At 38.3% G+C, this 25,056-nt stretch carries 19 protein-coding genes; 3 read left to right on the top strand and 16 right to left on the bottom strand.

The genetic code is table 11. The features are described 5' to 3' along the window. Nucleotides 1–10 precede the first annotated feature (10 nt). From IEV52_RS09830 to IEV52_RS09845, 4 genes are all read right to left on the bottom strand, one after another. A complete protein-coding gene (locus IEV52_RS09830) occupies nt 11–1,138 on the bottom strand; it encodes a GerAB/ArcD/ProY family transporter (protein WP_188402389.1) in 1,128 nt (375 codons plus the stop codon). A gap of 119 nt (nt 1,139–1,257) precedes the next feature. Beyond that, nucleotides 1,258–1,485, bottom strand: a complete 228-nt coding sequence (locus tag IEV52_RS09835) for a hypothetical protein (protein WP_188402390.1) — start codon at nt 1,483–1,485, stop codon at nt 1,258–1,260. 80 nt (nt 1,486–1,565) lie between these two features. Beyond that, the gene (locus IEV52_RS09840) at nt 1,566–3,158 is read right to left on the bottom strand and encodes a spore germination protein (RefSeq protein ID WP_188402391.1); all 1,593 of its coding nucleotides are present in this window, start codon (nt 3,156–3,158) and stop codon (nt 1,566–1,568) included. Nucleotides 3,159–3,751: 593 nt separating this feature from the next. Next, nucleotides 3,752–4,123, bottom strand: a complete 372-nt coding sequence (locus IEV52_RS09845) for an iron chaperone (RefSeq protein WP_188403864.1) — start codon at nt 4,121–4,123, stop codon at nt 3,752–3,754. A 753-nt stretch (nt 4,124–4,876) separates the two neighbouring features. On the opposite strand from IEV52_RS09845, the gene IEV52_RS09850 reads away from it, so the two are divergent. Next, a complete protein-coding gene (locus IEV52_RS09850) occupies nt 4,877–6,562 on the top strand; it encodes a NucA/NucB deoxyribonuclease domain-containing protein (protein WP_188402392.1) in 1,686 nt (561 codons plus the stop codon). Between the two features lie 330 nt (nt 6,563–6,892). On the opposite strand, the gene IEV52_RS09855 is transcribed toward IEV52_RS09850, so the two are convergent. After that, nucleotides 6,893–7,786: a DMT family transporter gene (locus tag IEV52_RS09855; protein WP_188402393.1), complete on the bottom strand. Its 894-nt coding sequence runs from the start codon at nt 7,784–7,786 to the stop codon at nt 6,893–6,895. A 759-nt stretch (nt 7,787–8,545) separates the two neighbouring features. On the opposite strand from IEV52_RS09855, the gene IEV52_RS09860 reads away from it, so the two are divergent. Further along, on the top strand, nt 8,546–10,048 hold the full coding sequence (locus tag IEV52_RS09860; protein WP_188402394.1) for a peptidase G2 autoproteolytic cleavage domain-containing protein: 1,503 nt from the start codon (nt 8,546–8,548) through the stop codon (nt 10,046–10,048). Between the two features lie 310 nt (nt 10,049–10,358). On the opposite strand, the gene IEV52_RS09865 is transcribed toward IEV52_RS09860, so the two are convergent. The 5 genes from IEV52_RS09865 to IEV52_RS09885 form a co-directional block, all read right to left on the bottom strand. After that, nucleotides 10,359–11,993, bottom strand: a complete 1,635-nt coding sequence (locus IEV52_RS09865) for a thiamine pyrophosphate-binding protein (protein WP_188402395.1) — start codon at nt 11,991–11,993, stop codon at nt 10,359–10,361. A gap of 16 nt (nt 11,994–12,009) precedes the next feature. Continuing rightward, nucleotides 12,010–14,799, bottom strand: coding sequence for a bifunctional diguanylate cyclase/phosphodiesterase (locus IEV52_RS09870; RefSeq protein WP_188402396.1), 2,790 nt, complete (start codon nt 14,797–14,799; stop codon nt 12,010–12,012). A gap of 638 nt (nt 14,800–15,437) precedes the next feature. After that, on the bottom strand, nt 15,438–15,809 hold the full coding sequence (locus IEV52_RS09875) for a DUF5367 domain-containing protein (RefSeq protein WP_188402397.1): 372 nt from the start codon (nt 15,807–15,809) through the stop codon (nt 15,438–15,440). 249 nt (nt 15,810–16,058) lie between these two features. Further along, nucleotides 16,059–17,768, bottom strand: coding sequence for a S8 family serine peptidase (locus tag IEV52_RS09880; RefSeq protein ID WP_229754253.1), 1,710 nt, complete (start codon nt 17,766–17,768; stop codon nt 16,059–16,061). 326 nt (nt 17,769–18,094) lie between these two features. Beyond that, complete coding sequence (locus IEV52_RS09885) at nt 18,095–18,583, bottom strand: HIT family protein (protein WP_188402398.1); 489 nt, start codon at nt 18,581–18,583, stop codon at nt 18,095–18,097. 256 nt (nt 18,584–18,839) lie between these two features. On the opposite strand from IEV52_RS09885, the gene IEV52_RS09890 reads away from it, so the two are divergent. Continuing rightward, nucleotides 18,840–19,367, top strand: a complete 528-nt coding sequence (locus IEV52_RS09890) for a DinB family protein (protein WP_188402399.1) — start codon at nt 18,840–18,842, stop codon at nt 19,365–19,367. 184 nt (nt 19,368–19,551) lie between these two features. Here IEV52_RS09890 and IEV52_RS09895 read toward each other — a convergent pair whose 3' ends face one another. From IEV52_RS09895 to IEV52_RS09920, 6 genes are all read right to left on the bottom strand, one after another. Next, nucleotides 19,552–20,166: a LysE family translocator gene (locus tag IEV52_RS09895; RefSeq protein ID WP_188402400.1), complete on the bottom strand. Its 615-nt coding sequence runs from the start codon at nt 20,164–20,166 to the stop codon at nt 19,552–19,554. Nucleotides 20,167–20,291: 125 nt separating this feature from the next. Continuing rightward, nucleotides 20,292–20,930 (bottom strand): lysoplasmalogenase, encoded by a 639-nt coding sequence (locus IEV52_RS09900; RefSeq protein WP_188402401.1) that lies wholly within the window; start codon nt 20,928–20,930, stop codon nt 20,292–20,294. Nucleotides 20,931–21,424: 494 nt separating this feature from the next. Continuing rightward, a complete protein-coding gene (gene wrbA / locus IEV52_RS09905) occupies nt 21,425–22,036 on the bottom strand; it encodes an NAD(P)H:quinone oxidoreductase (RefSeq protein WP_188402402.1) in 612 nt (203 codons plus the stop codon). 396 nt (nt 22,037–22,432) lie between these two features. Further along, entirely contained in the window at nt 22,433–22,795 is a 363-nt protein-coding gene (locus tag IEV52_RS09910; RefSeq protein WP_188402403.1) for a VOC family protein, read from the bottom strand. A 114-nt stretch (nt 22,796–22,909) separates the two neighbouring features. Next, nucleotides 22,910–23,752 (bottom strand): STAS domain-containing protein, encoded by an 843-nt coding sequence (locus IEV52_RS09915; protein ID WP_188402404.1) that lies wholly within the window; start codon nt 23,750–23,752, stop codon nt 22,910–22,912. 315 nt (nt 23,753–24,067) lie between these two features. Beyond that, nucleotides 24,068–24,922: a manganese catalase family protein gene (locus IEV52_RS09920; RefSeq protein WP_188402405.1), complete on the bottom strand. Its 855-nt coding sequence runs from the start codon at nt 24,920–24,922 to the stop codon at nt 24,068–24,070. Between the last annotated feature and the right edge of the window lie 134 nt (nt 24,923–25,056).

Below are 25,056 nucleotides of genomic sequence, written 5' to 3' on the forward strand. Positions count from 1 at the left end.
CTTAATATGGCTATTCGCGCTTTTGTATCAATTGAGGATCATCCTTATTCTCATTTTTTCTCTTCCGTATCGCATGTACCAGCAATAATAACAGCGGTATGAAAAGGCCTACTGTGATGGAATAAAGAATCGAAGCCTTAACATCAAAATTCTGCTGCTTGACGACGTCTTCAAACATGAGTATTGATAGAGCTCCAACGATTAACGCCATAGGTAAGGTTAGAGGCCGGTAATGTTTCAAATTAAAAATTTGGGAAACACCTAGGACGGATGCAAAAAAGTAGAGTACCATCTTAAAGTAGATCGTTATAAACCACATGACCGCAATCACGCCCTCCGTCCGTTGGACAAAGTTACCCACGTTTATTCTTCTGGCGAGTATAAAACTAGGATATGCTTGTCTTGCTGTCGAGTCTGCTCCTAGGACCAAAATACTTAACAAGGTGATGACAATGATGACCGCTCCCCCGATGAAGTTTCCAATATAGAAGGATTTTATGGCATCTTTATACCGAGTAACTAAAGGAAAGATCATCAATAAGATCACAGAATTAATGGTCGATGTGACGACTAAGTTAATTGAAGCACCAAATATGGTGTTTATCTTTGACTCGAATACAGGCTGTATGTTCTCAAACTCGATGTTTGGCGAAACAAAGATGACAAGAAAGGCAAAAAGGATAAAGAAGAAAACTAGGAAGATCTCACCTGAACGAGCGATCGTTTCGATCCCGAGGCGCACTCCCATCGCTACGATGACCATCATCAACATGGTTAAGACCGGAAGTGGTGTATCGGGCATGATATGCGAGGTAAGAAAGCTCCCGTTGTAAATCATAAGTATGGACGTATAGATGAATGGTAATGAGATGAAAATTAGAGAAACAATTTTACCGATCCATTTTCCAAACAGTTTTTCGTTCATCTGAATGATTGTCATCTCCGGATAGCTGCGAACTAGAGCATGATAAATACCGATCACGATAAAACCGATTCCGGTTCCTACTATGGAAACAATCCAGGCGTCCTGTTTTGCTGCGGCAGCTAACCCTGATGGCACCACTAAGATGGTAGTTCCTATCGTGAATAACGTTACTAGAACAAGAAATTGATGCACGTTGATTTTTTCATTTATCAACTTAATCTACCCCACTCTTTCCTATCCTCCTTAAAGGACTCTTATAATATTCCGTCTTAAACAAAAATGAATCATCCATTCTTCCTTCTAATAAAGATGCCAGGATCGCTAAAAGATCCTTACCCTATCTTCACGATAAGTTCTGAGAACGGTTTAAAGATCCAGGTGATAAAATCCAATGGGTTTGGGATCTGGACACCTCGCGCCAGTGCTATACTTAATGCGGTCCCAAATAGGAGCAGAGACGAAAAAATCGCAAGTTCCTTCTTCCTTTTTTTCCTAACAAGAGGTGGGACATCAATCGCGATAATCACGGCGGATATGATAAGGATGCCTACAACTGCCATAACGACTACTCCCTTCTCTATCGATAAAAAATATGATCTCCAGTTATCTCATAAATTAAATATTAATTTAGATGTTTCCGTCACTCATTTCCTTCTTTTTGGGGCTTTGGAGCCTGGACATTCTCGCGTCTATTGTTTCTTTGACTGATAAGACGTGGACGGGAGACCATTGCCCATCGAGGTACTCTAAAGAATGTATCCTTCATGTCTTCGCGTATATGGGGACCCATTGGACTCATATACGGAACACCGAACGAGCGAAGGGTGCACAGATGGAGAACCAGTGCAATGAATCCTACAAATATCCCGAACAGGCCGAATGAGGCAGCTAACACCATCATCGGAAACCGTAACATTCGGATGGACATAGACAAGGTGAAGGCAGGAAGCACAAAGCTTGAGATGGCTGTCATCGCCACGACGATTACCATGGCCGCAGACACGATCCCCGCTTCTACGGCTGCGGTACCGATTACAAGTGTACCTACAATGGAGATCGCAGAACCGATAGCTTTTGGCATCCGTAGACCCGCTTCCCGCAAGATCTCAAACGCGGTTTCCATCATTAGGGCTTCAATGAACGCCGGAAAAGGGACTCCTTCACGTTGAGCGGCCAAACTAATCAGAAGTCCAGTCGGCAACATCTCTGCATGGAATGTGGTGATGGCGATATATAAGGATGGTGCGAGCAGAGCGATAAAGATAGAAAGGAAACGGACCAGGCGGATCATGGTGCTGATGTCAGCCCGTTGATAGTAATCTTCTGGCGACTGGATAAAAGATACGAACAGGGCGGGCACAACCAGTACGATTGGCGTTCCGTCCACCAATATAGCAATTTTGCCTTCCAACAGCTCAGCTGCGATGACATCGGGTCGTTCTGAATAATAGACGGTTGGAAAAGGACTGTATGTCTCATCCTGAATCATTTCTTCAATATAACCACTCTCAAGGATTCCATCGATATCGATTCGATCCAGGCGCTCGTGTACTTCTTTTAGGACTTCGTCATTTACGATTCCATTTATATACATAATACCTACATCGGTTTGGGTCTCCTTGCCAATCTTTTTGGTCTCGAGCCATAGTTTCGGTGTCTTGATCCTTCTTCGGATCAATGCCGTATTAGTACGTAGGTTCTCTGTAAATCCCTCTTTAGGACCTCTGACGACGGTTTCCGTTGTGACTTCTGTGACACCCCGGTCTTTTCCGCCACGCATCCCGATTTTCAGCCCCTGCGTACAGCCATCCAGTAAAAGAATGACGTCTCCTGATAGAAGGGGAGTTAATAGAGAACGGAAACTTGTAACCTCCTGTATATCTCCGACCTTTAAAATATGCTCTTTTAGAAAGGACAGAACATCATGTTTTGAGGTGATTGTTCGTGTCTTCTCGGCATGGTCACTCGATAATAGCGATTCCATAATAAAGTTTTGGATAGAATTTGTATCGACCAGTCCATCGGTATAAAAAATACAGGCCTTTATACTTTGCGGTAGATCGATTTGAAACTCTCTAACCACGATGTCGCTACTATTACCTACTAATAGCTTGATGTTTTCAATGTTTTTATTGAGGTCTTTAAGCAAAAGGTCAGTATGGTTGCCTTTGTCTGTTTGGGCTTGCTCGAATGAGATCTTTTTTTCCTTTTTCTTTTTCTTAAAAAAATTCATACACACCCTCTCTTCTTCCGTTCCTTCGTACTCATGTTTTCATCATTTCTTTTAGTTTGGTCATACAAACATAAGACTATGTATTCCAAGTTTTCTTCTCTTTCGTTTCGTGCTCGTTTGCTGAATAATAAAAAAGCCGCCCGATTTGGCGGCTTAAATATTCAAAAAATACTATTACTCAGCATCAATCGATGAGCTATAACATTTTGCTGCAATCGCACCCGATAGTTGAACATCAACCACCAGCAGATTTCTTTATCCCTTACTCTTAATACAGCAAATCTTAACGGATTGGAATATTATATTTATCGCAAAAATCACAATAACGATTTTAAACTGAAAAAATATCATCTTGTCCAATCACTTGGTCTTCTTCATCAAAATATTGGCCTCTGCATATCGCCATTGACCCTGAATGTTAAATCAAATTACACTTCCGCATGTATGTCTGTGACGAGTTAATGTTTGTCCATTTTTTTATCCTAAATAAGTATGTCCAACTGCCTGTTGTGAAATCAAAACGAATAGTTTTAAAGTGACAGTTCATTCCTTCTTCAACTCTTAACCGCAATTTTTAAGGCAGGCGTGATGTATTATTTCCGCCAAAAATTCGTATATTCTGCTTTATCTTGAATATTAAATTCAATCATTTTCTCAAGCAATTCGTAATTTACCGGCTCATTCCACGGAATTCGAAACAAGCCTTTGGTAGCACTGTAGCCAGCTTGTGCAATGTCATCGGCAAAGTGAGCAATGCCTACTTCTTCGGGTGAAACGCTCAAATGATGCTTCGCTGTGGAAAAGCCGATGATAAATGTGCCGTGATCGGAAAACATTGGCGTATTCCACTTGATTTGCGGTTCCAAATTTGGGAACTTATTAGCAACCCACCTCAAAATTTCCCCTGTTCGGTCGCGGTGGTCAGGGTTATCGATACCTGCTAAATATTTTGCAAAAACTTCCATGTTTTCCTCCTTCGATATTATGCTATTGCCGCCAAAAATTTGAATTCTCAGCCTATCTTTGATTTTAAATTCAAATATCTTCTCTTGCAATTCGTAATTAACTGGTTCAATCCATTGAATTCGGAACAAGCTTGAAGAAGCGCTGTAGCCAGCTTGGGCGATTTCATCGTCAAAATTCACCATTGTCTCTTTCGGGTAAATGCTCAAATGATTCTTTGCTGTGGCAAAAGATGACTCCCCCTGAACTGGAAGCTCTTCCATTCTCTATATAAAATACTACCAGAATTTCCAGTAATCAAGGCACCAAATACTTTATAAAGTCAAAATGTTACTCAACAATCTGGCCTGTTCGTATTATAAGGTTAACCAGTTCGATCTGGTTAGCCTATTCAATAAAAATTAGCAGCTTGAACAGCTCTTTTGATCTTCAACTTATGCACCCGTTTGTGAAATAACTCAATACTGGAATGCTGCTCTTTAGTTTAGTAATGGTCTGCTATAAAGGAAAGTTCAAAATGATAAATCATAGGACATCACCTTAAAAATTTATCAGGTCCAACGAATCGGTCACCATTTTCCTATTTAAATATGTTTTAGTAAAAAAATATAGGTTGATAGCATTATTTACCTTGGAATGTATTGTAAGTAAATTTTTTATGTAGTAATCTTACAGCGATTTAGATAGCAAACATCATAATGATTTAGTCCATTTGTTGTAAGAGTACTCTAATCCAAAAATGAGGAGGAATTTTATTGTCCAGGGTATACAAACATTTTATTCCAGTTATCCTTCTGTTTTTTTTAGCCTCAGGTTTCATGACTCCCTTACAAGCCCAAGCTGCTACCAACGGTGGAGGATACTGGCTCCCATATGACAAAGACAAAATTGAAAAAGCAACCGAGCTTATGAAGCAAGGGAAGTCCATAGGAGAGTTTGGAATCAAGCAAGATCAGCTACAGAAAAAGGAAGGATTTCAGACATTAGAAGAATTGAGAAGGCAAGCCCAACAAAGTAAGGCAACATACAAAGTAGATATGCGGCCGCCGTTGAAAACTACACAGGGCTGGGTACCACCGGAATTCGATTATGATCACATCCTAACCTCTGAAGAATGCCAGCAAGGCCCAGGAAGTGGTTCAGAATCAGGGTTTATTAAAAATCGTTATTCTTTCTGTTGGTCCCATGTAGCAACTTATGAAATACCGGTAAAATGTTATCTCGGTGTATGTTTTTACGAAGGAGTCCAATTCCAATTCACTGAAATAGGGTACGGTTCCAATCAAAGCCGGAAAATGAGAGTTTTTTATACCATCGAAGATATCCTTGTGACCGATCCTTCGCTTAACGGAGCTAAGCTAGAAGTAAATATCGTATGTGAAGCAAAACTGAACCCGGGTGACTGTAAGCCTGATCCTGATACGCCACCTACTGAAAGAACGATTGCCCAATGGAAAAACACGAACTTCGGAACTGAAATTTTCCTCTCAGATGCACCTCCGGCAACAGATAGCAATCCTGATCGTTTAGGGTACATGGATTTTTGGCCAGAGCTCACCATAAAGCATGCACCAAGAAAATTCACAAAAACCATTGATGGCATTAAACAAACGGTGCGTTTCGATTCAGCGAGTTACATGTTCGCCTTCCCTGATCAACATTTCTGGCAAGGTGCTGTATTCAACAAAGCGACGCCAATCTTTAATGTTCCGATCACAAAACCTGAATTTTCGATGTTATCTGAAGCTGGGCAGCATTGGAAATCCGCAATGGATAACCCAGAACAAACGAAACCTCAGATGATAGGAAAACAAATTCCCGGAGCAGTAGGTGACGCCCCACTGAAACGAATGTATACGAAACGTCATCCAGAAGAATACGCCCAAAACCGAGCGAAGACAAGAAGTGCTTGCAACCGGGAATTTAAAGATGACGACCGAACTGGCAAGCAGTGTGACGAGTACCCGTTTGCTTCAACCTGGCAAGGTTCATCCACAAATGGATCAGACAATTTTTCAATCAGACTCATTTCAGAGGAATCGAATAGTGCTTCAGGAAATTGGCTTGGAACCTGGTACGCATATGACCGCATTTTAGACTATGATCCTTTTCACGTAGAAGTCGAAGCACCGGAGAAAATAGCGACGATCCGTTCTGAAGGTGAACCTCAGGAAGGGCAAGACAACCGCTCAAGTGATAACTTCTCTATTAAAAACATACCGTCCTATGCGACCAAATTACAGTGGAAAATTATTGACGGACCTACTGATGCACGATTCGATATCATGCATGACGATAGTTTTGGCATTGATGAAACTATTTTCTATGACCTTCATGATGGCTCCGTAACGGAAATTGAAACAAGTGATGAATTTTATATCGCTAGACCAAAAAACACGGATGGGGAAAGCTTTACAGTCGAAGTTTATGCAATCCCTTAGTTACGGATGTTTAGTTTAAAAACGAAGACTGGAAAAAAGAGCTTGGATTAGAGTCTCAAAGCTCTTTTTTCTTGTTGTAACAAATGGCTTATCCAATAATCCCCCGTTTAATTAGTAAAAAGGAAAATTTGACAGATTTTCATCAGCACTATCCCTGTATGCTCGTGACCGTTACTATCGTAATACAAATTCCTTGTTACTCTCCCTCCATTCTTCCGTTAAAAATATTCGTCAAAAATATACATCAATGTCATTCATCTTTTATTTTTGAAGAAATGCACACGTTAGTTGAATAACAAAAGAGGACAGAAAAATTCTGCCCTCCTGCTTTTACATAGATTTTTTCTTTTGTAAGGTTACTATAACAACACCTGTCATAATTAAGAAACTACCAATAAAAAAGTTCACGTCTAACTTTTCTTTTAACAAGAGCCAACCTAAATAAGAACCTACAAGTGGCTGGAAAAAGAAAAACAATGAGCCTATTCCTGCATCCATTAATTCCATACCTTTATTCCAAAGAAAAAATGCTCCAGCAGTTGAAACTACCCCAAGATAAATAACACCGAAAATGATTAAAATGTTTTGATAATATACATCATTAGATTGAAGTTCCCATATCATTGCGGGCGTAGTAAAAACAAGTGCAAATAATACCGCATAAGTCGTTATCGTTAATGATGAAAAACGTTTAGAAGCAACCTTTACATAGACTGATAATAACGCCCAAGTAATTGCCGCTCCCACCAATATGATACATCCTACTAAGTAGGTTCCCACCTTTGTATCCCAACCAATTACAATAACAACACCTAATGTTGCTAAAAAAACTGAAGTAATCTTTCTAACGGTCAGTTTTTCCTTTAATATTAATCTTGCAAAGACTACAATAAAAGCTGGTGTAGCCGATGTAATCAAAGCTCCAGTGTGTGCATCAGATAATTTTGTACCAATGAATTGAAAAGCAATAGAAACGAAGTAGCCAATAAAACCAATCCAAGCTAATAGTAACCAATCACTTTTCTTAATAACTGTACGATTACCATTTTTTATATGAATCATTTTTAAAACAACAAACAAAAAAACAAATGCTATAACATACCGCACCCATACTAACGTTAAAGGCGGAATATAATCTAATACATATTTACTGACTACATACATACCGTCCCACATACTTGCGGCTAATGATAAACAAATTGCTCCAATAAAATTTTGCTTCATCAATAATACTTCCGTCTTTTTTAAGGGAATTTTAATAGAACTTTCCCTAAGACGAGGCATGACTTTTATATTTACTATTCATCCCTCGACTTAGGAATGAATAGCTGGTTGGTCATTTTCAAAAATATCTAAATATAATCTCATTACTTAATCCCCCCCTATTTATATTTTCTTATTTTTAACATATTTCTATTTAGTAAAATTATTCACATTTCCTTGTTCCACATTACTGCCTTTTGTTCAATAAAAAGATGCAGATCTCCTTCTTAAATTAGTTGAAAAAATATCAACCTTCTTTCACAATTTTTAACTCCTCAGAAAGAACTTCAATCAATATTAAAGATAAAGCTATGAAGAACTTGGAGAGACTCCATTTGTATTAGCATCAGAGTCTCCTGGATTCTTACCCAGAAACCTTTAACCTAATGAGTTTGTCTATACAAATGTTTTTTTTGAACATAACTTAATTAATAGGAACTTTCCTACACTGTATAGTGATGACAGACTAATATAAGCAACGATTTTCCTTATTGATTTTACAATCCTGCTGTATTCTAGTGATTATTGGATAATTCCAATTTTGTCTATTAACTAGGGCAACGTACTCATTTTATTTTAATAGCTTCTCTCTGTTCGTGGCAGTAGAGGTAGAATAACTTCAATAAAAGAAGCCTTGTTTTCGTTTATTGTTTTAATGTTAGAACTCGTAACGCCCGAGTTTTTATAAACTTATAAATTTTAAAAAGGAAGAGATTGAAAATGTCAAACGGATGTAATCAAAATCCAATTGGAGCTTGCTCAGAAGCCGAAGGATCCAGCACGATAGCGAATGGTTTTGCTTCTCATACAGAGGGATACCAAACCCAAACCAATGCAGGTGCAGCCCATTCTGAAGGTTTCCAGTCAAGGGCAAATGGTTCTGCGTCACATGCCGAGGGATATGACACACAGGCTAATGCAGACGCCTCTCATGCCGAAGGAGGACAAACAAAAGCAAACGGCTTGTATTCCCATGCCGAAGGAGCATCAACAACGGCAAGTGGAATGGCTTCTCATGCTGAGGGAAATCTGACAACAGCCTCTGGCATTGCGTCCCATGCAGAGGGAGAAAATACGGTCGCTACCGGGCTTGTTTCTCATGCGGAAGGACAGGGTACGATGGCTCTTGGAGAATCTTCGCATGCTGAAGGCGACCAGACGGAAGCAAGCGGAAGAGCGTCTCACGCGGAAGGAAACTTGACAGTAGCTAGCGGCATTTTTGCGCATGCGGAGGGGCAGCGCACCGTCGCTTCCGGCGATCTTTCCCATGCAGAAGGAAATCAGACTCAAGCGCTCGGCCAAAACTCTCATGCCGAAGGCGCTCTTAACATTGCCAGTGGATTTACTTCGCACGCGGAGGGAGTAAACACGGTTGCTTCCGGATTTTTTTCCCACACAGAGGGACAAGCGACGAATGCGAATTCTTTGGAAGGGGTTCATGTCATGGGTAAATTCGGTGCTGCAAACGAGCTGCCGTACTCGTGGTACCTTGCTAATGGTATCGATGCCTCGACTCCGGGTTTGGCCGCTAAAATATTAAGCAACGGCAACATTAAAATTGACGGAACGGTAACTAGCCCGGCAGCAGATTATGCAGAAATGTTCGAAACGACTGATGGGAAAGCGATCGAATTCGGCTATTTCGTCACGCTGGAAGAGAATAAAGTGCGCATAGCGAATGGTCAAGACGATTATATATTGGGCATTACAAGCGCAAAGCCGGCTTTCTTGGCCGATAGTGGAGAGCTAAGATGGAAGCATAAGTACTTAACTACCGAATGGGGAGAAATGAAGTACGAAACCATAACCGTTCCTTCAACATCAGATGCTGGTGGCTATTTGATCGTACCGGAGAGATTAGAGTATAGGCCGGTATTGAACCCTAAATGGGACTCTTCTAAGGAATATATCCCACGCTCCAAAAGACCGGAATGGGTTGCAGTTGGTTTAATAGGAAAACTTCTAGTTCGTGATGATGGCACATGTAAGGCAGGTAGTTATTGCAAACCAAACCATGAGGGGATTGCAACTGCCTCGGATCAAGGATACCGAATACTTGAGCGTATCCATCAAAATCAAATCTTGGTTTTGATTACTCCAGACTATCGAAGGTCTACTAAAAATAACGCTGAACAACTTGAAAAACTAGCAAAATTAAAAGAACAGGGCTACCTTACCGAAGAGGAATTTCAGAGAGAAAAACACAATCTATTAAACTCATAAAAATCTAGATTTTGGTCTTGCTAGCAAGTTATACTTGCACTTAATATCTAGCCCGTTTGCTGAATAAAAAAAGAGCTCACCGGAGATGAAAAAAAGTAACTGACATACAAAAAGCCCTTCACAGATGAGAGGGCTTTAATTGCACTTAAGTTCTCTTCTAGATAATAATTTTAAAAAAGGTGTTCAAAAATTCGGGCATCTTCGTTTAAGCACCAACATTAAAGCAGTGGATTACAAAATCTCACTGCTTTTTTGGTTGTATCCTTGCTGAAATGCTAACTTATTAGAGTATTGTCGCAAACAACCCTTATCACTTTCCAAACGAAGAGAGAAACTTAACCCTGTCTCCCATTGGCGGAACATTATTATCTGTTAAAACGATCTCTAATATAGAGGGCCCTTTTTTACTTTCTAAAGAACTAAATAGATCGATGTTAATCTCATCTAACCTTTCCACCCGGACACTTGGAATCCCAAGAGCCTCTGCCATTTTTGATAAGTTTGTTGGCTCCTGTTCGAAACTCGGGTGTGAACGATTATACTGAAGGGTATGACCATGATAAACCATACCGAGCCGAGCGTTGTTTATGACCACGAATAGGATAGGCAGATTGTATTCTTTTGCGGTTAACACTTCCATACCGTGCATAAAGAAACAGCCATCCCCTGTTATGCAGGTTACCGGACGGTCTGGTTGAGCGAGTTTCGAACCTAAAGCAGCACTGATACCGCTTCCCATTGCTCCAAAATGAACATTGATATCAAAAGTATCAGAATTGAAAACTTTCATATGGTGTATGACGTACGACATGAACTCACCGATATCGATCGTATACCGGTTTGTTTTCGGAAGGTATTCTTGTAATCTTAACAGTACGTTCTGTGTGTTGTAATCTCCATCCGATTGCCTTTCCTTTTTTGCTCTCCATTCGATCGGTGTTCCTTCCATGCCAAGTCGCCTTAATTCCTCGTTCAAGACATTTAAACTTACATCAACGTCCCCTAGGACAGGAAGATCGACTTGATATTTTCTATTAAAGACTGTTTGATCGTTGTCGATCTGAATAACCTTCCTGTTTCTTGTTAGGTTCATGTTCCAGTTGTTAGTAGCTGTTTCTCCAAGGCTTGAACCGATCACCAAAAGCGTTCGACCGTCCCCATCGTTTATCAGTTGGGACGCACTCTCATGACCCGCAAAGCCAAACACTCCCTTATTTAGGGGATGATCTGTTGGTATGAAGCCTTTTGCCTGAGGGGTCGATAGAATCGGCCATTGAAGCAACTCTGCAAGTTCCATTAATAACTCTACAGACCCCCTTATCCCCTGACCGATAAAGATATAACCGCCATCTGATTCATGAAGCATTTTCGCCACATTTTTAATAACTGAAGATTCAGGGACTAAGACCTCTCTTATCGGGAAAGACGGTAAATCGGTTTGAGTAACATTGTCAAGTTGAACATCTATCGGCATGGCTACATGGACAGGGCCAGGAACACCTGATAAAGCAATCTCCACCGCTTTTGCTACCTCATTTAGAAGCACCCTCGAATCTTTTACGGTCACACTGTATTTTGTGACAGGTCGGAACAAAGGCTCCGCATCGAGTTCTTGTGAAGCATTCAGGCCCTCTGTGTTTACTGGCACAGCTCCTGTGAGAAACAGGACCGGAAGATGTTCCCTCATTGCGTTCGCAGCACCTGTTATTAAGTTCGTCCCACCCGGGCCGCTGCTAGCTATACAAACCCCTAAAGAGTTTGAGTACTTTGCATAAGAAGCCGCCATGTATGAAGCAGCTCCTTCATGTTTCGTAATGATGGGTTTGATTTCCGGCATATCATAAAGTTCATCGAAAAAAGCATTGACTGAACCCGCCGGTATCCCAAAAACGTACTCAACACCACCTAATCTTAAAAATTTTAATATCGATCGAACTGCCTTCAAACAAATCACTCTCCTTTTAAATTTTCTTAGAGGAAAGAAATAAATTTTCTACCTCTTCTTTGCACACAGGGGGACTAAAATAGTAACCTTGCATAAAGGAACATCCGTTCGATAATAAAAAGTTGATTTGTTCATGTGTCTCTACACCTTCTGCAATTACATTTAAGTTCAAGTTCTGTGCTAAAGAGATGATGGTATTCGTGATAGCAGCGTTATTCTTGTCTTGTACGATATCCTGAACAAAAGTCTGGTCAATTTTTAAGATATCGATCGGAAAGTTTTTCAGATATCCGAGTGAAGAATAACCTGTACCAAAATCATCTATCGCAATTCTTATACCTAGTTCTTTTAATTTTTTCATGATACATAATGTTGATGCTGTTTCTTGAATGATTGCGTTCTCGGTGAGTTCTAGGACAAGAAACTCAGATGATAGTCCTGTCTCATGAAGCGTTTGTTGGATCAGAGAACTTAGAGTTTTCTGATTAAACTGTTGTGCTGCTATGTTCACAGATAAGTAGACTCTTGGAAATCCTTTGTCATGCCATTCTTTGATCTGCTTACAAGCATTCTTGAGAACCCATTCACCAATCGGTACAATCAAGCCTGTCTCCTCAGCAATAGGGATGAATTCTAAAGGAGAGATCATTCCTCTCGTCGGATGGTTCCAGCGTAATAAAGCTTCAACCCCGACTATTTCTTTGTTTTGTAAATCTACTTGTGGCTGATAGAAGATAACAAACTCGTCATTCTGTAACGCCTTGTTCAGATCACTTTCTAGCCTTATGCTATCCAGGGATTTGAAGTCCATGCCACTTTCATAGAAACAGTAGTTACCCCCAGAGGATTCTTTTGCTTTATACATGGCTGTATCAGCGTTCTTTATTAAAATGTCTGAGGTGCCGCCGTCTCGAGGGTACAAACTTATACCCATGCTCGTCTTTATAAAGACTTCGTTGCCGTCCAAGTCAAAAGGACTTGAGAAGGACTCCAAGACTCGTTCTGCGAATCTTCTTACTTCATCCTCATCACTCACCTTAGGTAGAATGATCGTGAACTCATCTCCCCCTTGACGAGAGACCATACAATCTTTCGGTGTGAATGATACAAGACGTTCTGCTACTTTTCTTAACAGTTCATCGCCAAAACTATGTCCCATGGAATCATTGATTGTTTTAAACCGGTCAAGATCCAAAAACATAACCGCCAGTTTTTCATTATGTAACTTAGCCTGAAGGAGCTCTTGTTTTAATTTGTCCCTGAATAGGACCCGGTTCGGAAGGTTGGTTGAACTGTCATAATAAGCATGATATTTAATCTTCTCTTCCATCTTTTTACGGATCGTGTTGTCTTTGAAGGTTATGACATAACCTACAACTTCATTTTCTTCTTTTATAGAAGATGCGACGAACTCTACCGGAAAAGGAGCTCCATCCTTCTTAAAGAAATGTTTATCCGTATACAAGCAGTTCTCAGGTAGGATAAACTTCTCTTCTTCATTATGGATCATATTTTTATAGATCTTGTTGAAAGATTGGCCGATCAGTTCTTCTTTTGACTCATACCCCAGCATGCTAGCCGCAGCTGGATTGCAGAAAGTAAACTGTCCCTCAAGGTCTAATCCAAATATACCTTCTCCTGCTGAATCGAGTATCAGTTCGATCTCCCTGCTCAACCGTTTCAGCTGACTTACTGCCTCGTTTAATTCATCATTTTTTTGCATGAGCTCAGATGTACGTTCTTGTATGATGATCTCTTGTTTTTCAAAGAATAGAAGGTTGAATAGAGCAAGTGCAGTAGCATCCACAATAGATTGAGCGAGTTGAAGATCCCATTCAGAATAGACACTATTGTTCTCGTCTAGATTGACCACGGGAATGGTTCCGAGTACCTCCCCCATGGCAACCAGTGGCATCATGTATAACCCTTTTATTCCAAAGTTCCGGCATGCATCATGGTTAGGTCTTGGATCAGAGTCTACATCAGGGATATATACTGCTTTTTTTGTCGTGATCACTTCCTGAAAAAGTTTATCCTTCTTATAATCGATCTTTACTTGGCCATGTGTTTTTTTCCAGTCTTCTTCTGTCCAATCGCTTTCCTTGCTTAAACTTGCGGGACGTAATTTTCTTTCTGCGATCGGATCGATGATGTGCGCTCCGATATTTGAGTTGCCCAGAACCTTACCAACATAATAAAAACATTTGTCTAAGACTTCTTGCATGGTCGAACATTGGGATAGTTCTCTGTTAACATCTAACAAAAGTTGCTTTTCTCTTAGCAGTTTTTCTTTTCTGTTGAGACTGTTTGCGTTTCTAATCGCGACAGCGGCCATATTAACAAAAGCCTCAACGGTCTGTATCTCAGATTGTGATAGATTCATTGGAACACCATAATCAAACAAGAATACTAGTCCATACGTCTCCTCACCGTTGAAGATAGGTACACACAATAACGATTTGATGCTGAACGCATGTATTGGACCAGGATCTGGCCTGTTATCTTTTGAAGTATCTGGGATATAGATGGCTTCTTTCGTAGCTAAGACTTCCTTAGCCAACAGATCAACGTTTGGATCGATGATGAGCTTATCTAACGTTATACCGTTTATAACATCAGGCTTTCCTACAAAACCCTTAAAAGTGCCATCACCCTGAGGGAGATAGATACCTATAGAGTCACATCGTACGATCTCTTCAGAGATAGCAGAGACAACATGTTCTAAAACATCTTTTAACTCAAGTTTTGTATTGATCAACTTTGTAATATATGCTAGCCGAGAATATCTTGATTGGTTCTCTGACATAATATTCCTCCAAGTATAACGTTCTTATTTCTTAAACTTTTTTAAGGTGTTAATCCTTTTAATTTATCGGACTACAAATCATTATTTAAATAGAGATTAAGAAATTTAAATATTCATAAAGAATAGATTTTTATTTATCCTTCTTAAAGAATTCAAGAACTGTATAAAGATGAATGATATTAATGGAGGGTTTACTTTCTTTTCATTTTTAGATTTCTACTGAGATTGTTAATTCAATAAAAAATGCACTCCTCCTTAATGAGAATAAGCACAAAAATTTGTAGGTAAGTTGTAGGAAAATTTTTTTCATCAAAAAAGTGCACTTCTCCTTTTTAGAGAAATGCACCAGTTTGAATAAAAACAGTTTAAAAAAGCAGCTATAACTACTATTTTGATAAATCTCTTGTTTTTGTGACGACGTTAATTTAAATTTCAAAGCAATTGAAGCGATAATACTGGACATCCCTATTAAGAGGAACAGATAGAGTGTATTGAATAATAAAAGTCATAACATTTCCTTCCATTAGGTCGTTATTATAACCACATTTCACCATAAACGGATGACACTGCTTTTAAAATTTTACCTACGCTTTAACTTCAAATAACTATTAAATGGACATGTCCCTCCATATCATTTATTAAGATTTCTTCTTTTTATAGAAAAACCCAGAAAGAAGGATTAATGAATATGCCCATAATAACCAAGAACCAAATATTCTGTCAGTCTCTGGTTTCAAGTTTGTAAAAATGTCGGAAAAAAAAATTAAAACGATCGTATCAAGTAACATTCCAGGTAATGCTATGAAAATAGCTGCTTTTAATTGTTGGTTTGAATTTAACTTTTTCCACCGATAAATAGGTAGAGTAAGGACAATTATTAAAGGAATAACAAGAATATAAGAAACAATTAATAAAACTGGACTAGTAAGGATAAAGAAAAATTGACCAGTCAACCTAAATATCGCAGAAGCACTTAACCAAACTAAAAATCCCCAAAATAGAAAAAACATCTTTTTCACTCCATACTATTTATGTGATTAATATAGTTAACAATCTCTTTTATTCATTATATATGTTCTATAACTTCTTAATTTCCCCTTCTGTTTTTACCCAGTGAAAAATGATTTCTTCTTTCACAAACCGGTACAATTCAAAAACACATATCTTTTTACAGATATGTAATTGAAAGGATCTTCCATACTTACAAAAATGCCTCCGCAGCATTTGCTATGGAGGCACAACCTACTAAATAAATATTCTTATTGGTTCAGTGTTCTTGTTAAGGATACAGCTCCTGCGCTTACATCAAAGAAGTAATTACCTGAACCGCTGTAGGAAGAAACTCTAATCTTATAGTTTCCGGTTACAGTAGGTTTAAAACTGATGGTTTCTTGGCGTTTCGTCCCTTCAGCTTTCGATACGAGTGTCCCAGAAGGATTGTAGACATACACGTCAAAGTCAGGACTTGAAGAGAACCAGCTAGATGTCCAATTCGGCATTATCGTAGTGATGGCAATGGGATAGGAAGTGGTGTTCACGCTTAACAAGAACTCATCTGCTTTGCTTTTACCTGCAAGCGAGTCAGATGTAAATAAATGATTAGGCACCGTTATGTTTGTGCCGCTATAGCTTCCCGCACTTTTGATCGCTTCATAGCCATCGAGCCTGCCATTTCCGTAATCGATGTCTTTTCCTGCCGGTCCAAAATCGATAGCGGTACTATAGAGTGTGTTTGCAACTTGAGAGGGAGTAAGGTTTGGATTGGCATCTAACATCAAAGCGATCGTTCCTGCTGTAAATGGAGTCGCCATACTTGTTCCGCTGTAAGCAACATAACCTGTTGTTGAATTAGCTTGTGGTGCTGTAATATTGTAGCCTGGCGCGACGATGTCCGGTTTGATCCGGTTATCAGCGGTGTATCCCCGACTTGAAAAATCAGCAAGAAAGAATCCGTTCTCTCCTAGATCAGCCGCAGCTCCGACCGTTATTGCTTTATCCGCTGCGCCTGGAGATCCGATTGTATACCGAGCTGGACCTGAATTTCCAGCAGCTACTGCTACAACCAAGCCAGCATTAACTGCATTATTTACAGCTACTGAAGTGGAGTCTGTTCCGTCAGAACTTTGGCTTGTGCCAAGGCTTAAATTTAGTACCCGAATTCCGTAAACATCCTTATTTTGTACCGCCCAATCGATTCCAGCCGTTACATTGCTCATACTTCCGCTTCCGTTTGCATCTAATACTTTGATGCCTACAAGCGAAGAACCTGACGCCACTCCTTTATTTGCTGGAGTGACTTCACCTTCCCCAGCGATAATTCCTGCTACATGTGTACCATGTCCTTGATCGTCATAAGCTGTAGTACGATTATTTACAAAATCTTTGAAACCGATTACTTTTCCATTATCTAAATCTCTATGTGAAGCGTCGATCCCTGTATCTATTACTGCCACTGTAACGTCATTTTTAGTATAAGAATTGGCATTGCCATCTCTGTCGCCGTTTAATCCGAAATCTGTTCTTGCTTTCTCTGTACCAAACCATTTATTTGCTGTACTCATTGTCGTTTTGAACTCAACATCTAGCTCTGCGGTTTTAACAAAAGGTATTTTTGCTAATTTGTTCAGTTGTTTTTTTGAAAGAGTTGCTGCCATCCCGTCAATGATCGAGTATTCATATTTTATCTCAAAACGGCCAATTGCCTTATCCAATGCTTTACTTCCTTTTTCTGAAAGTTTACTTGAATCAAATTGGATAATAACATCAACCCGATCTTCATCCTTCATTCCTTTTATTTTCTTTTCCAAGTTGTCAAAGAGCTTATTTTTGTTTTGATCGATTAGTGAAACCTCAGGTTGCTTTTCTTGTACATACTTCTTGATAGGAGCGCTTTCTTTTCCTTCCGCATACACGGGAACTACGAGTAATGCTGCAATCATAGGTACACTGATCCATTTTGCTTTTTTCAAATAAAATCCCTCCAATAAGAAAAATAGCGTCTGTCATTTTCTCGTGCTGAATGGGAGAAAACACAAACGCTACTACAAATATGTTTGAAAATCTAAATTTATTTGGGACCAATTGCAGGTTTATTTTCACTTGATTTTCAGGTCTTTTACCACGTGCGAAATATAAAAAGTTGATACATTAGATGGGTCTATTGTTTTAGAAGAAGCATTCTTTTGGTGAAACCCGTTTGTAAAGAGTAATTATGATTATATCTATGACTTATTCGCAACTTTATCAGACTCAGCAACCGTGTTCGTTTATTGAAGAAGTAAACATCTCTTGGATATTAACTATTTACTATGATATTAGATTGAAACCAAGCTCTAAGCTTATCAGCATGCGATAAGCGTTCAGAGGGATCACTTAAACTGCCATGGGTCAAATAAAGATTATCATTGAAATATCTAGGGTATACATGCAGGTGGTAATGCCAAACATCCTGACTTCCACCGGGTTCATTATGTTGTCTTGTTGAGATACCATCACATTCGTAACACTCCTTAAGTGCAAAAGAGACCTGCTTGGATAACGTATGAATTCTAGTGGCTATATCTATTGGTAAATCAAATATATTTTCATAGTGATCATTCGGTATGATAATCACGTGACCTTTATTATTCGGCCACCATAATGTAGCGATCAATGCAGTTACGTGATTGTCTTTATAAATTATATCTTGCTGCTTAGTCTGAACTAACTTGTTATCTTCGTCCTCTTCCCCTTTAACAATCAAACAAAAAGGACAAGTGTAATTAGAAGGCATATGTTTATACATAAATTTTTTTCTCCTAAAAGTAATGTGATTATTAACTTTTCGATAGTACATAGATAATTCCTTTAAAAACCTAGCCACTTACTTTAATAAAAAAATGCATTTCTCACTCTTGGTTGAATATCATCTTAGACATCCACATTGCATTGATATATTAGAAAGCCCTCTTTTTTGAATTTACCTTCGTTAAAGGAATCATAGGTTTTTAACTTGAATAATAATGGGTGAGGAATCTTTCAAGTAAGAGGAGGCTTTTCGTATGAATAACCAAGTAAAGGAAATGTATGATTATCACACCTGGGCCAACGGAAAAATCTTTGAACGACTAAAAGAATTACCAGAGGATTTATACAAAAAAGAATTGAAGCCAAGTATTTTTCCATCTATTCAAATGGTGATGATCCACATTTATCTTACTGATACTTTATGGTTGGAGGTGATGTCCGGCAAAGACATGAAGGAAGTCTGGGGTGCTAATGACCAGGTAAGGCTGCAGGCTGAGACCTGTACGCTGGTGGAAATGGAAACGAAGTACAATGAACTCAGCGAGAGATACAATGCCTTCATCCAGCAAAACGATATGGAAAAAGTATTCACTGTTGATAACCCATACGCTGGCCTCCTAGACACCACGCCAACCGAAACGATTTTCCATATCTCCACTCACGGCAACTATCACCGTGGGAATATAGCTGCCATGTTAAGGCAGGAAGGGCATGCTTCTGTCATGCAGGATTACGGATTGTATTTGTATGTGCAGAGAAACGGGTTTAAGAGTCCAGTTTAATAAATCGTGCAGCCCTCTTTTTTAGGGGCTGCTTTTTTTTAAAACATTTTTGTATTGATAACTTAAATTATCTCTCTAACTGATTCTCTTCCTTCCCAGAACCTTTTCTTAAATAAAAAAGCATTTCTCCTTTCTTGAAGAAATGCACCCCTTATTCCGTTTCTTTTTAATAGGAATTGCTTTATTATTCTTGTGTTTCAAAAGCTAACTTTAAACCCAAACCTATATAGACTAAAGCTACGGCTTTCCCAACCCACTTTAAACTTTGATTAGTTTTAGTAAATAACTTTTGACCTATTATGCTCGTTAGGAATGTTATGAAAGTTGTATAAATTATGCTCATCAGTACAAATGTTAGCCCAAGTATTAAAAGCTGAATTGTAACTGGGTAGCTGTCGCTTCGAACAAATTGCGGTAAGAAAGCTAAGAAAAAAAGGGCTGTCTTTGGGTTTAGTAATTCAATCAATAAAGCCTGACGAAAAGATACATTAGGATTCACCGTTTCTACAGTAGGTTTTTTAACCTTTTTTGTTTTATTAATCAAAGCACTTATTCCTAAATAAACTAAGTATGCAGCACCCATATATTTAACCACTTCAAAAGCAAATGCAGAAGTCATTAAAATTGCAGAAAGCCCAAGAACTGCCGCGAAAGTATGGATTAAATCACCAACAGCAATACCCAGACCTGTAATAATTCCGATCTTCTTACCACCTTTAATAGTCTGAGATATTGTTATAAAAACAGCAGGACCTGGGATTAAAAATAATAGTAGGACAACAAAAATAAAAGTCATCATGCTTCATCATTCCCTTCCGTATTGTATATTCAATTAAACTGTCCTTTAATTCAATAAAAAGTTGCATTTCTCCTTCTTGAGGAAATGCGCCTGTTTGTTGACTACTAATAAATAACTATATTTCTTTATAAAACTACCTTATGAATGGATAAAGAAAATAAATATTGTGCAAGAAAATAGGTAGACATCACTAAATAGTGTCTATACTTTAGAGGTTTAATGAACCGATCCCAAGCAAGTGCTGCATCTGAAAAATAAAAAAGAGAAGCAGCCATTATTATGAATGGATTTTCTGTCAAAATAGAAACCCATACCATACTAGTAATAAATACTACGTAAATAAACACTGCAACCATTAGAGGATATCCCCCTTTAAACCGTTTTCCTTTTACTAATTGAATAAAAAATAGAAGGGCTACTGTTAGTAAACAAACTGTAAAAAATACACTCACCTCCACTTGCTGGGGTTGTATTTGAAGGCAGGCTATAATGTAACAAACATGAGCTACAAGGAAAGATACAAGGCCATGGAGGAATCGATCGTGAGGGACCATTAAAAATATGTCACCTATTAATGACAAAAGTAAACCGATGATAATCCACCATGCATAGGACGAAGGAGTACTAGTCAGTGCCAAAAGAATGATCATGAGCATTGTACCTGGTTTGAGAATATAAATAAGAGTTTGATTGTTATGTTTAATTGCAAAAAGGTAAGTTAAGGATGAGAAAAGAATGATTGAAGAAAAAATATTAAAAGTCATTGTAATTCCACTCCTTATTTATTGTAACCTCGTCAATAATCTTCCATATAGTTCAATATAAAAGTGCACTTCTCCTCCTTGAAGAAATGCACCCTTAAGTTGTAGAATCTTTATTTGTTAATTAACCAAGATACAATTAGAAATATTGCAATTAAAGCCCAACTAATGGAATATCCATATTTTTTCAAAAAATTACACTCCTTTTAAGAATTAATAATTCATTGGAGAGAAGTCAAGAAGGAAAAAAACAAAAAACTCGCCTTATTTTACCATAAATTTCAATTTAGTGAGATTTTCTTATTCAACAATTTGGCTGTTTGTTCAATAACTATTTTCATCTACTTTTTCTATAAATGAACTCATAAACAGCTTTTGTGAATTGTATACGAAAGAAGCCATCTAATTCATATGCAAATTAGATGGCTAATTGTATTACTTTTTCTGTTTTGTATTCCTTGAAAACATTAATTCACCCTTTATCTTTAAGATTGGGTTTACTGATTTCCTTTCTTTACCCAATCAGCAACATTCACTGTACGTTTGGCTTGATGTTTAACAGCTGCTTGTACATCCTCAATCATTTTTCCGCTCTGATCTACTGTTACACTTGTTCCATATGGGTTACCACCTGCCCCAAAAGTAACGGGATCTGTATAACCTGGTGTTGCAACAATCGCACCCCAGTGATACATAGTGGTATATAGAGATAATATAGTAGCTTCTTGACCACCATGAGGATTTTGAGCAGAAGTCATAGCACTCACAACTTTATTAACAAGTTTGCCGTTAAACCAAAGGCCCCCTGTAGTATCTAAGAATTGTTTCATCTGAGATGGCATATTGCCAAAGCGAGTCGGAACACTAAAGATAATGGCATCTGCCCACTCTAGGTCTTTTAAACTAACTTCTGGAACATCCTTAGTTGCTTCGACATGGGCTTTCCATACAGGATTACCTTCAATCGCTGATTGTGGAGCGAGTTCAGGCACTTTTAACACCTTCACTTCCGCACCAACCTCTTTAGCCCCTTCCTCTGCCCATTTTGAAAGTTGATAGTTGGTTCCACCCATACTGTAATAAATGACCGCTAGATTTACATTTGACATAGTTTCTGTCTCCTTATATAGAAATTTAAAAACTTTGGATATTATAACCATTTCAACATCCTTCTTATAGTTTCCTTCTAAGGGTAAATTAATAACACTTTAGTGCTACCGCTAATAAAGAGAATAATTTGATTTTAAAATAGTGCCCATGGAAATATAAAAAAAAGAGCACACATGTCATTTGTAAATATTTTGTGTGTTATATAAAAAAAGAACTGTTCCCCTCCTAGGGAGCAGTTCAATAGAAATTTCGTGATTACTTGTGTTTCATATACCCACTATGCTTCAACCGGTTTTATATTCTTCAATCTCTTGTTCTCTCCATTAATTGTGAAAATCCATTGATTAAGTAAAAAAGACAGACAGTTCTTGAATAAGAACACATCTGTCTTTTGATTAACCTTTTATAAGAAATTCGTTACCTTCTTCATCGCTGAATGGTGCATATGTACCCCATTGCATTTCTTTTGGCTCTTCTTTAAATTCTACTCCATTTGCTTTCATCTTTTCATATGTTTCTAAAACATTATCACATTCAAATACAATGGATACTTTCTTATTCTCGAAGTCTTTCATCATTGACTTTGGATAAATAACTAAACGAGTTTTAGCATTTTGAGGGGCGACTTCGAGCCATACTGCTTCTGGCCCCATTGGGTGCTCGGAAATTACCTCAAAGCCTGCTTTGTTTACCCAAAATTCCTTTGCTTTTTGTTGATTCTCAACATATACTGCAACAGTTCCTATATTCGTGATCATCAGAGATCCTCCTTAGTTAGTTCAATTAAAAGAAAACTACTTAATTACAACTTTATTTACCTTTTATTTTTCATCAAACTCAAACTTGTCTGCTATTCTTTTTAATTATTTCCTTTACACTTTTTGTAATTCGATAAATGCTTGGTGAAGATTCCCTTTAACTTTTAACTTATCGGTATTCAGCCCTAAGGAAACCATGGTTTGTGCGACTTCCGTACGAATACCTGTCAGGATTGTTTTAACCCCTAATAAAGATAACGCATCGATTACCCTAAACAATTGATCCGCCACCATTGTATCAATAATCATAACTCCCGATACATCTATGATTAAATGTTCTAATCTTAATTTTATTGCTTGATTCAAAGTCTCCTCCATTAACAATTTAGCTCTTTCTGTATCAACGTTACCGATTAAAGGCAATACGCCTGTTCCTTTCATTAAAGGAACAATTGGAACCGATAACTCTAGAAATGCTGACTTTGCTTGTTCAAGCACTTTCTGATAAGATTGAACATAATTTAAACTAAAATGATAAACAGCGTGATCCAAAAGTGGATCGAAAATTTGAATAACATCAAAAATGGAAGCAGCCGACAGGCCTCGTGCCATAGCCTCTTCTTTAAGGACTTTCCAAATTAATTCGCGGTAATAACTCGTATCTTTTAACGCTTCATCAAGGGGAGCTCCCAGCTTAAACAGGTATTCTCCCGTCTCTTTACCCCATCGCTTTACTTTTTCGATAGAAGAACTTAGATCTAGATTGTTAATTAATGCTTCCCCGAAAAGAGAAATAAATGCAGCTCGCATACTCAAAATCTGTGGCTCGATTTTCTGGAATTCTTCCTTTTGAGACTGGGTCATGAGCACTCCAGCCATCCGTTCCATATGGATTCGTTCTGCGAGTTCATGCTTTCTGTTTATAATTATTTCCCCGAGTTGGTGTAATTCACTCATATTCTTATTCCTCCAAGGCCGTCTTAACCATTTTATAAACATTATATCCTAAAAAATTACATAGACGCTATAAGTTAATATGCGGTTGGAGAACCATCGCTTTAAGAAGTAATATTCATCGACGATTACACCCTAAACCTGACGGAACTACAATGAGGGATTATACTTAGTACTTAAAAGAAAAAACTCTACGTTGAATTTAGGGGATTTTTGGTCTGTTTAAATCAAGTATATTAAAAACTGGTTTAACGAAGAATATCAAATCTTAGTAAGAAACAAAAAAGACTTTCAACCATGTTGAAAGTCTTTTTATATTTAACGATTCATATCTCCTAAACCAGGACTATGTTCGTTTGGCATTTCTGGCATTTCAGGCACTGGAAAGCCCTTAGGCGGTTCACTCACGAATAAATTGCCTTCATTTCTACTTGGTGATTCGCCTTGGAAGACTTCTGCGATCCGTGTGTGATCCAGTCTGAAATTAAACTGAGCATTATGGTATCCCAGCTCCACGTATTTACGACATTCCGGATACTTATTAATATCATAATTAGGTACAGGGAAAAGTTTTGCCCAATCCACTCCAAGGGTTTCTAACGCTTTCGCAAAAGCGTTCTGATGTGCATTATCACGGACGATTAAAAAAGCAAGAGTCTCTCTCATCGTTTGGTTTGAGCTCATCTCATAAATTCTTGTCTTTTGAAGAACACCCGTTGATTCCAATATTAAGTTGTTCAACAGATCCGCAATCAAGTTTCCATGATTATATACCCAAGAACCATTCCATGGATTACCGCCTGCGTCCACAGGGAGTGAACTCTGAGCTCCCATGATAAAATGATGTGGATTAGCATGCTTGATTGCCTCATCAAGCGGAGCTCCATCAGAACCTGAATTACCTACTCCTGGTTCACCTGAACCATTAAGCAGTTGGTTAATCGTATTCTGAACCAGTTCAACATGGCTGATTTCTTCTAAGAATACTCCTCTTATTAAGTCGCGGTATTGTGTTTGTTTTCCACGAAAATTTGAACTTTGGAAGAAGTATTGCATCATGGTACGCATCTCACCGAATTGACCGCCGAGTGTTTCTTGTAATACTTTTGCGGCAGCTGGGTCAGGTCGGTCAGTCTTAATCTCATTGATTAATTCTTGTTTGTAATAGTACATTAAAGAACCTCTCTTTTTTCATAATAGCTTTCAGATTAGAGTTTCTCCTGTACTCTTTGCCTTTATACCCAAATTTACCATATACTGATACACACTTATATTTTGTGATACGTAGTCAAAATTGATAAAAAAAA

Source organism: Fictibacillus barbaricus (genome assembly GCF_014635025.1).
Lineage (GTDB): Bacteria > Bacillota > Bacilli > Bacillales > Fictibacillaceae > Fictibacillus > Fictibacillus barbaricus.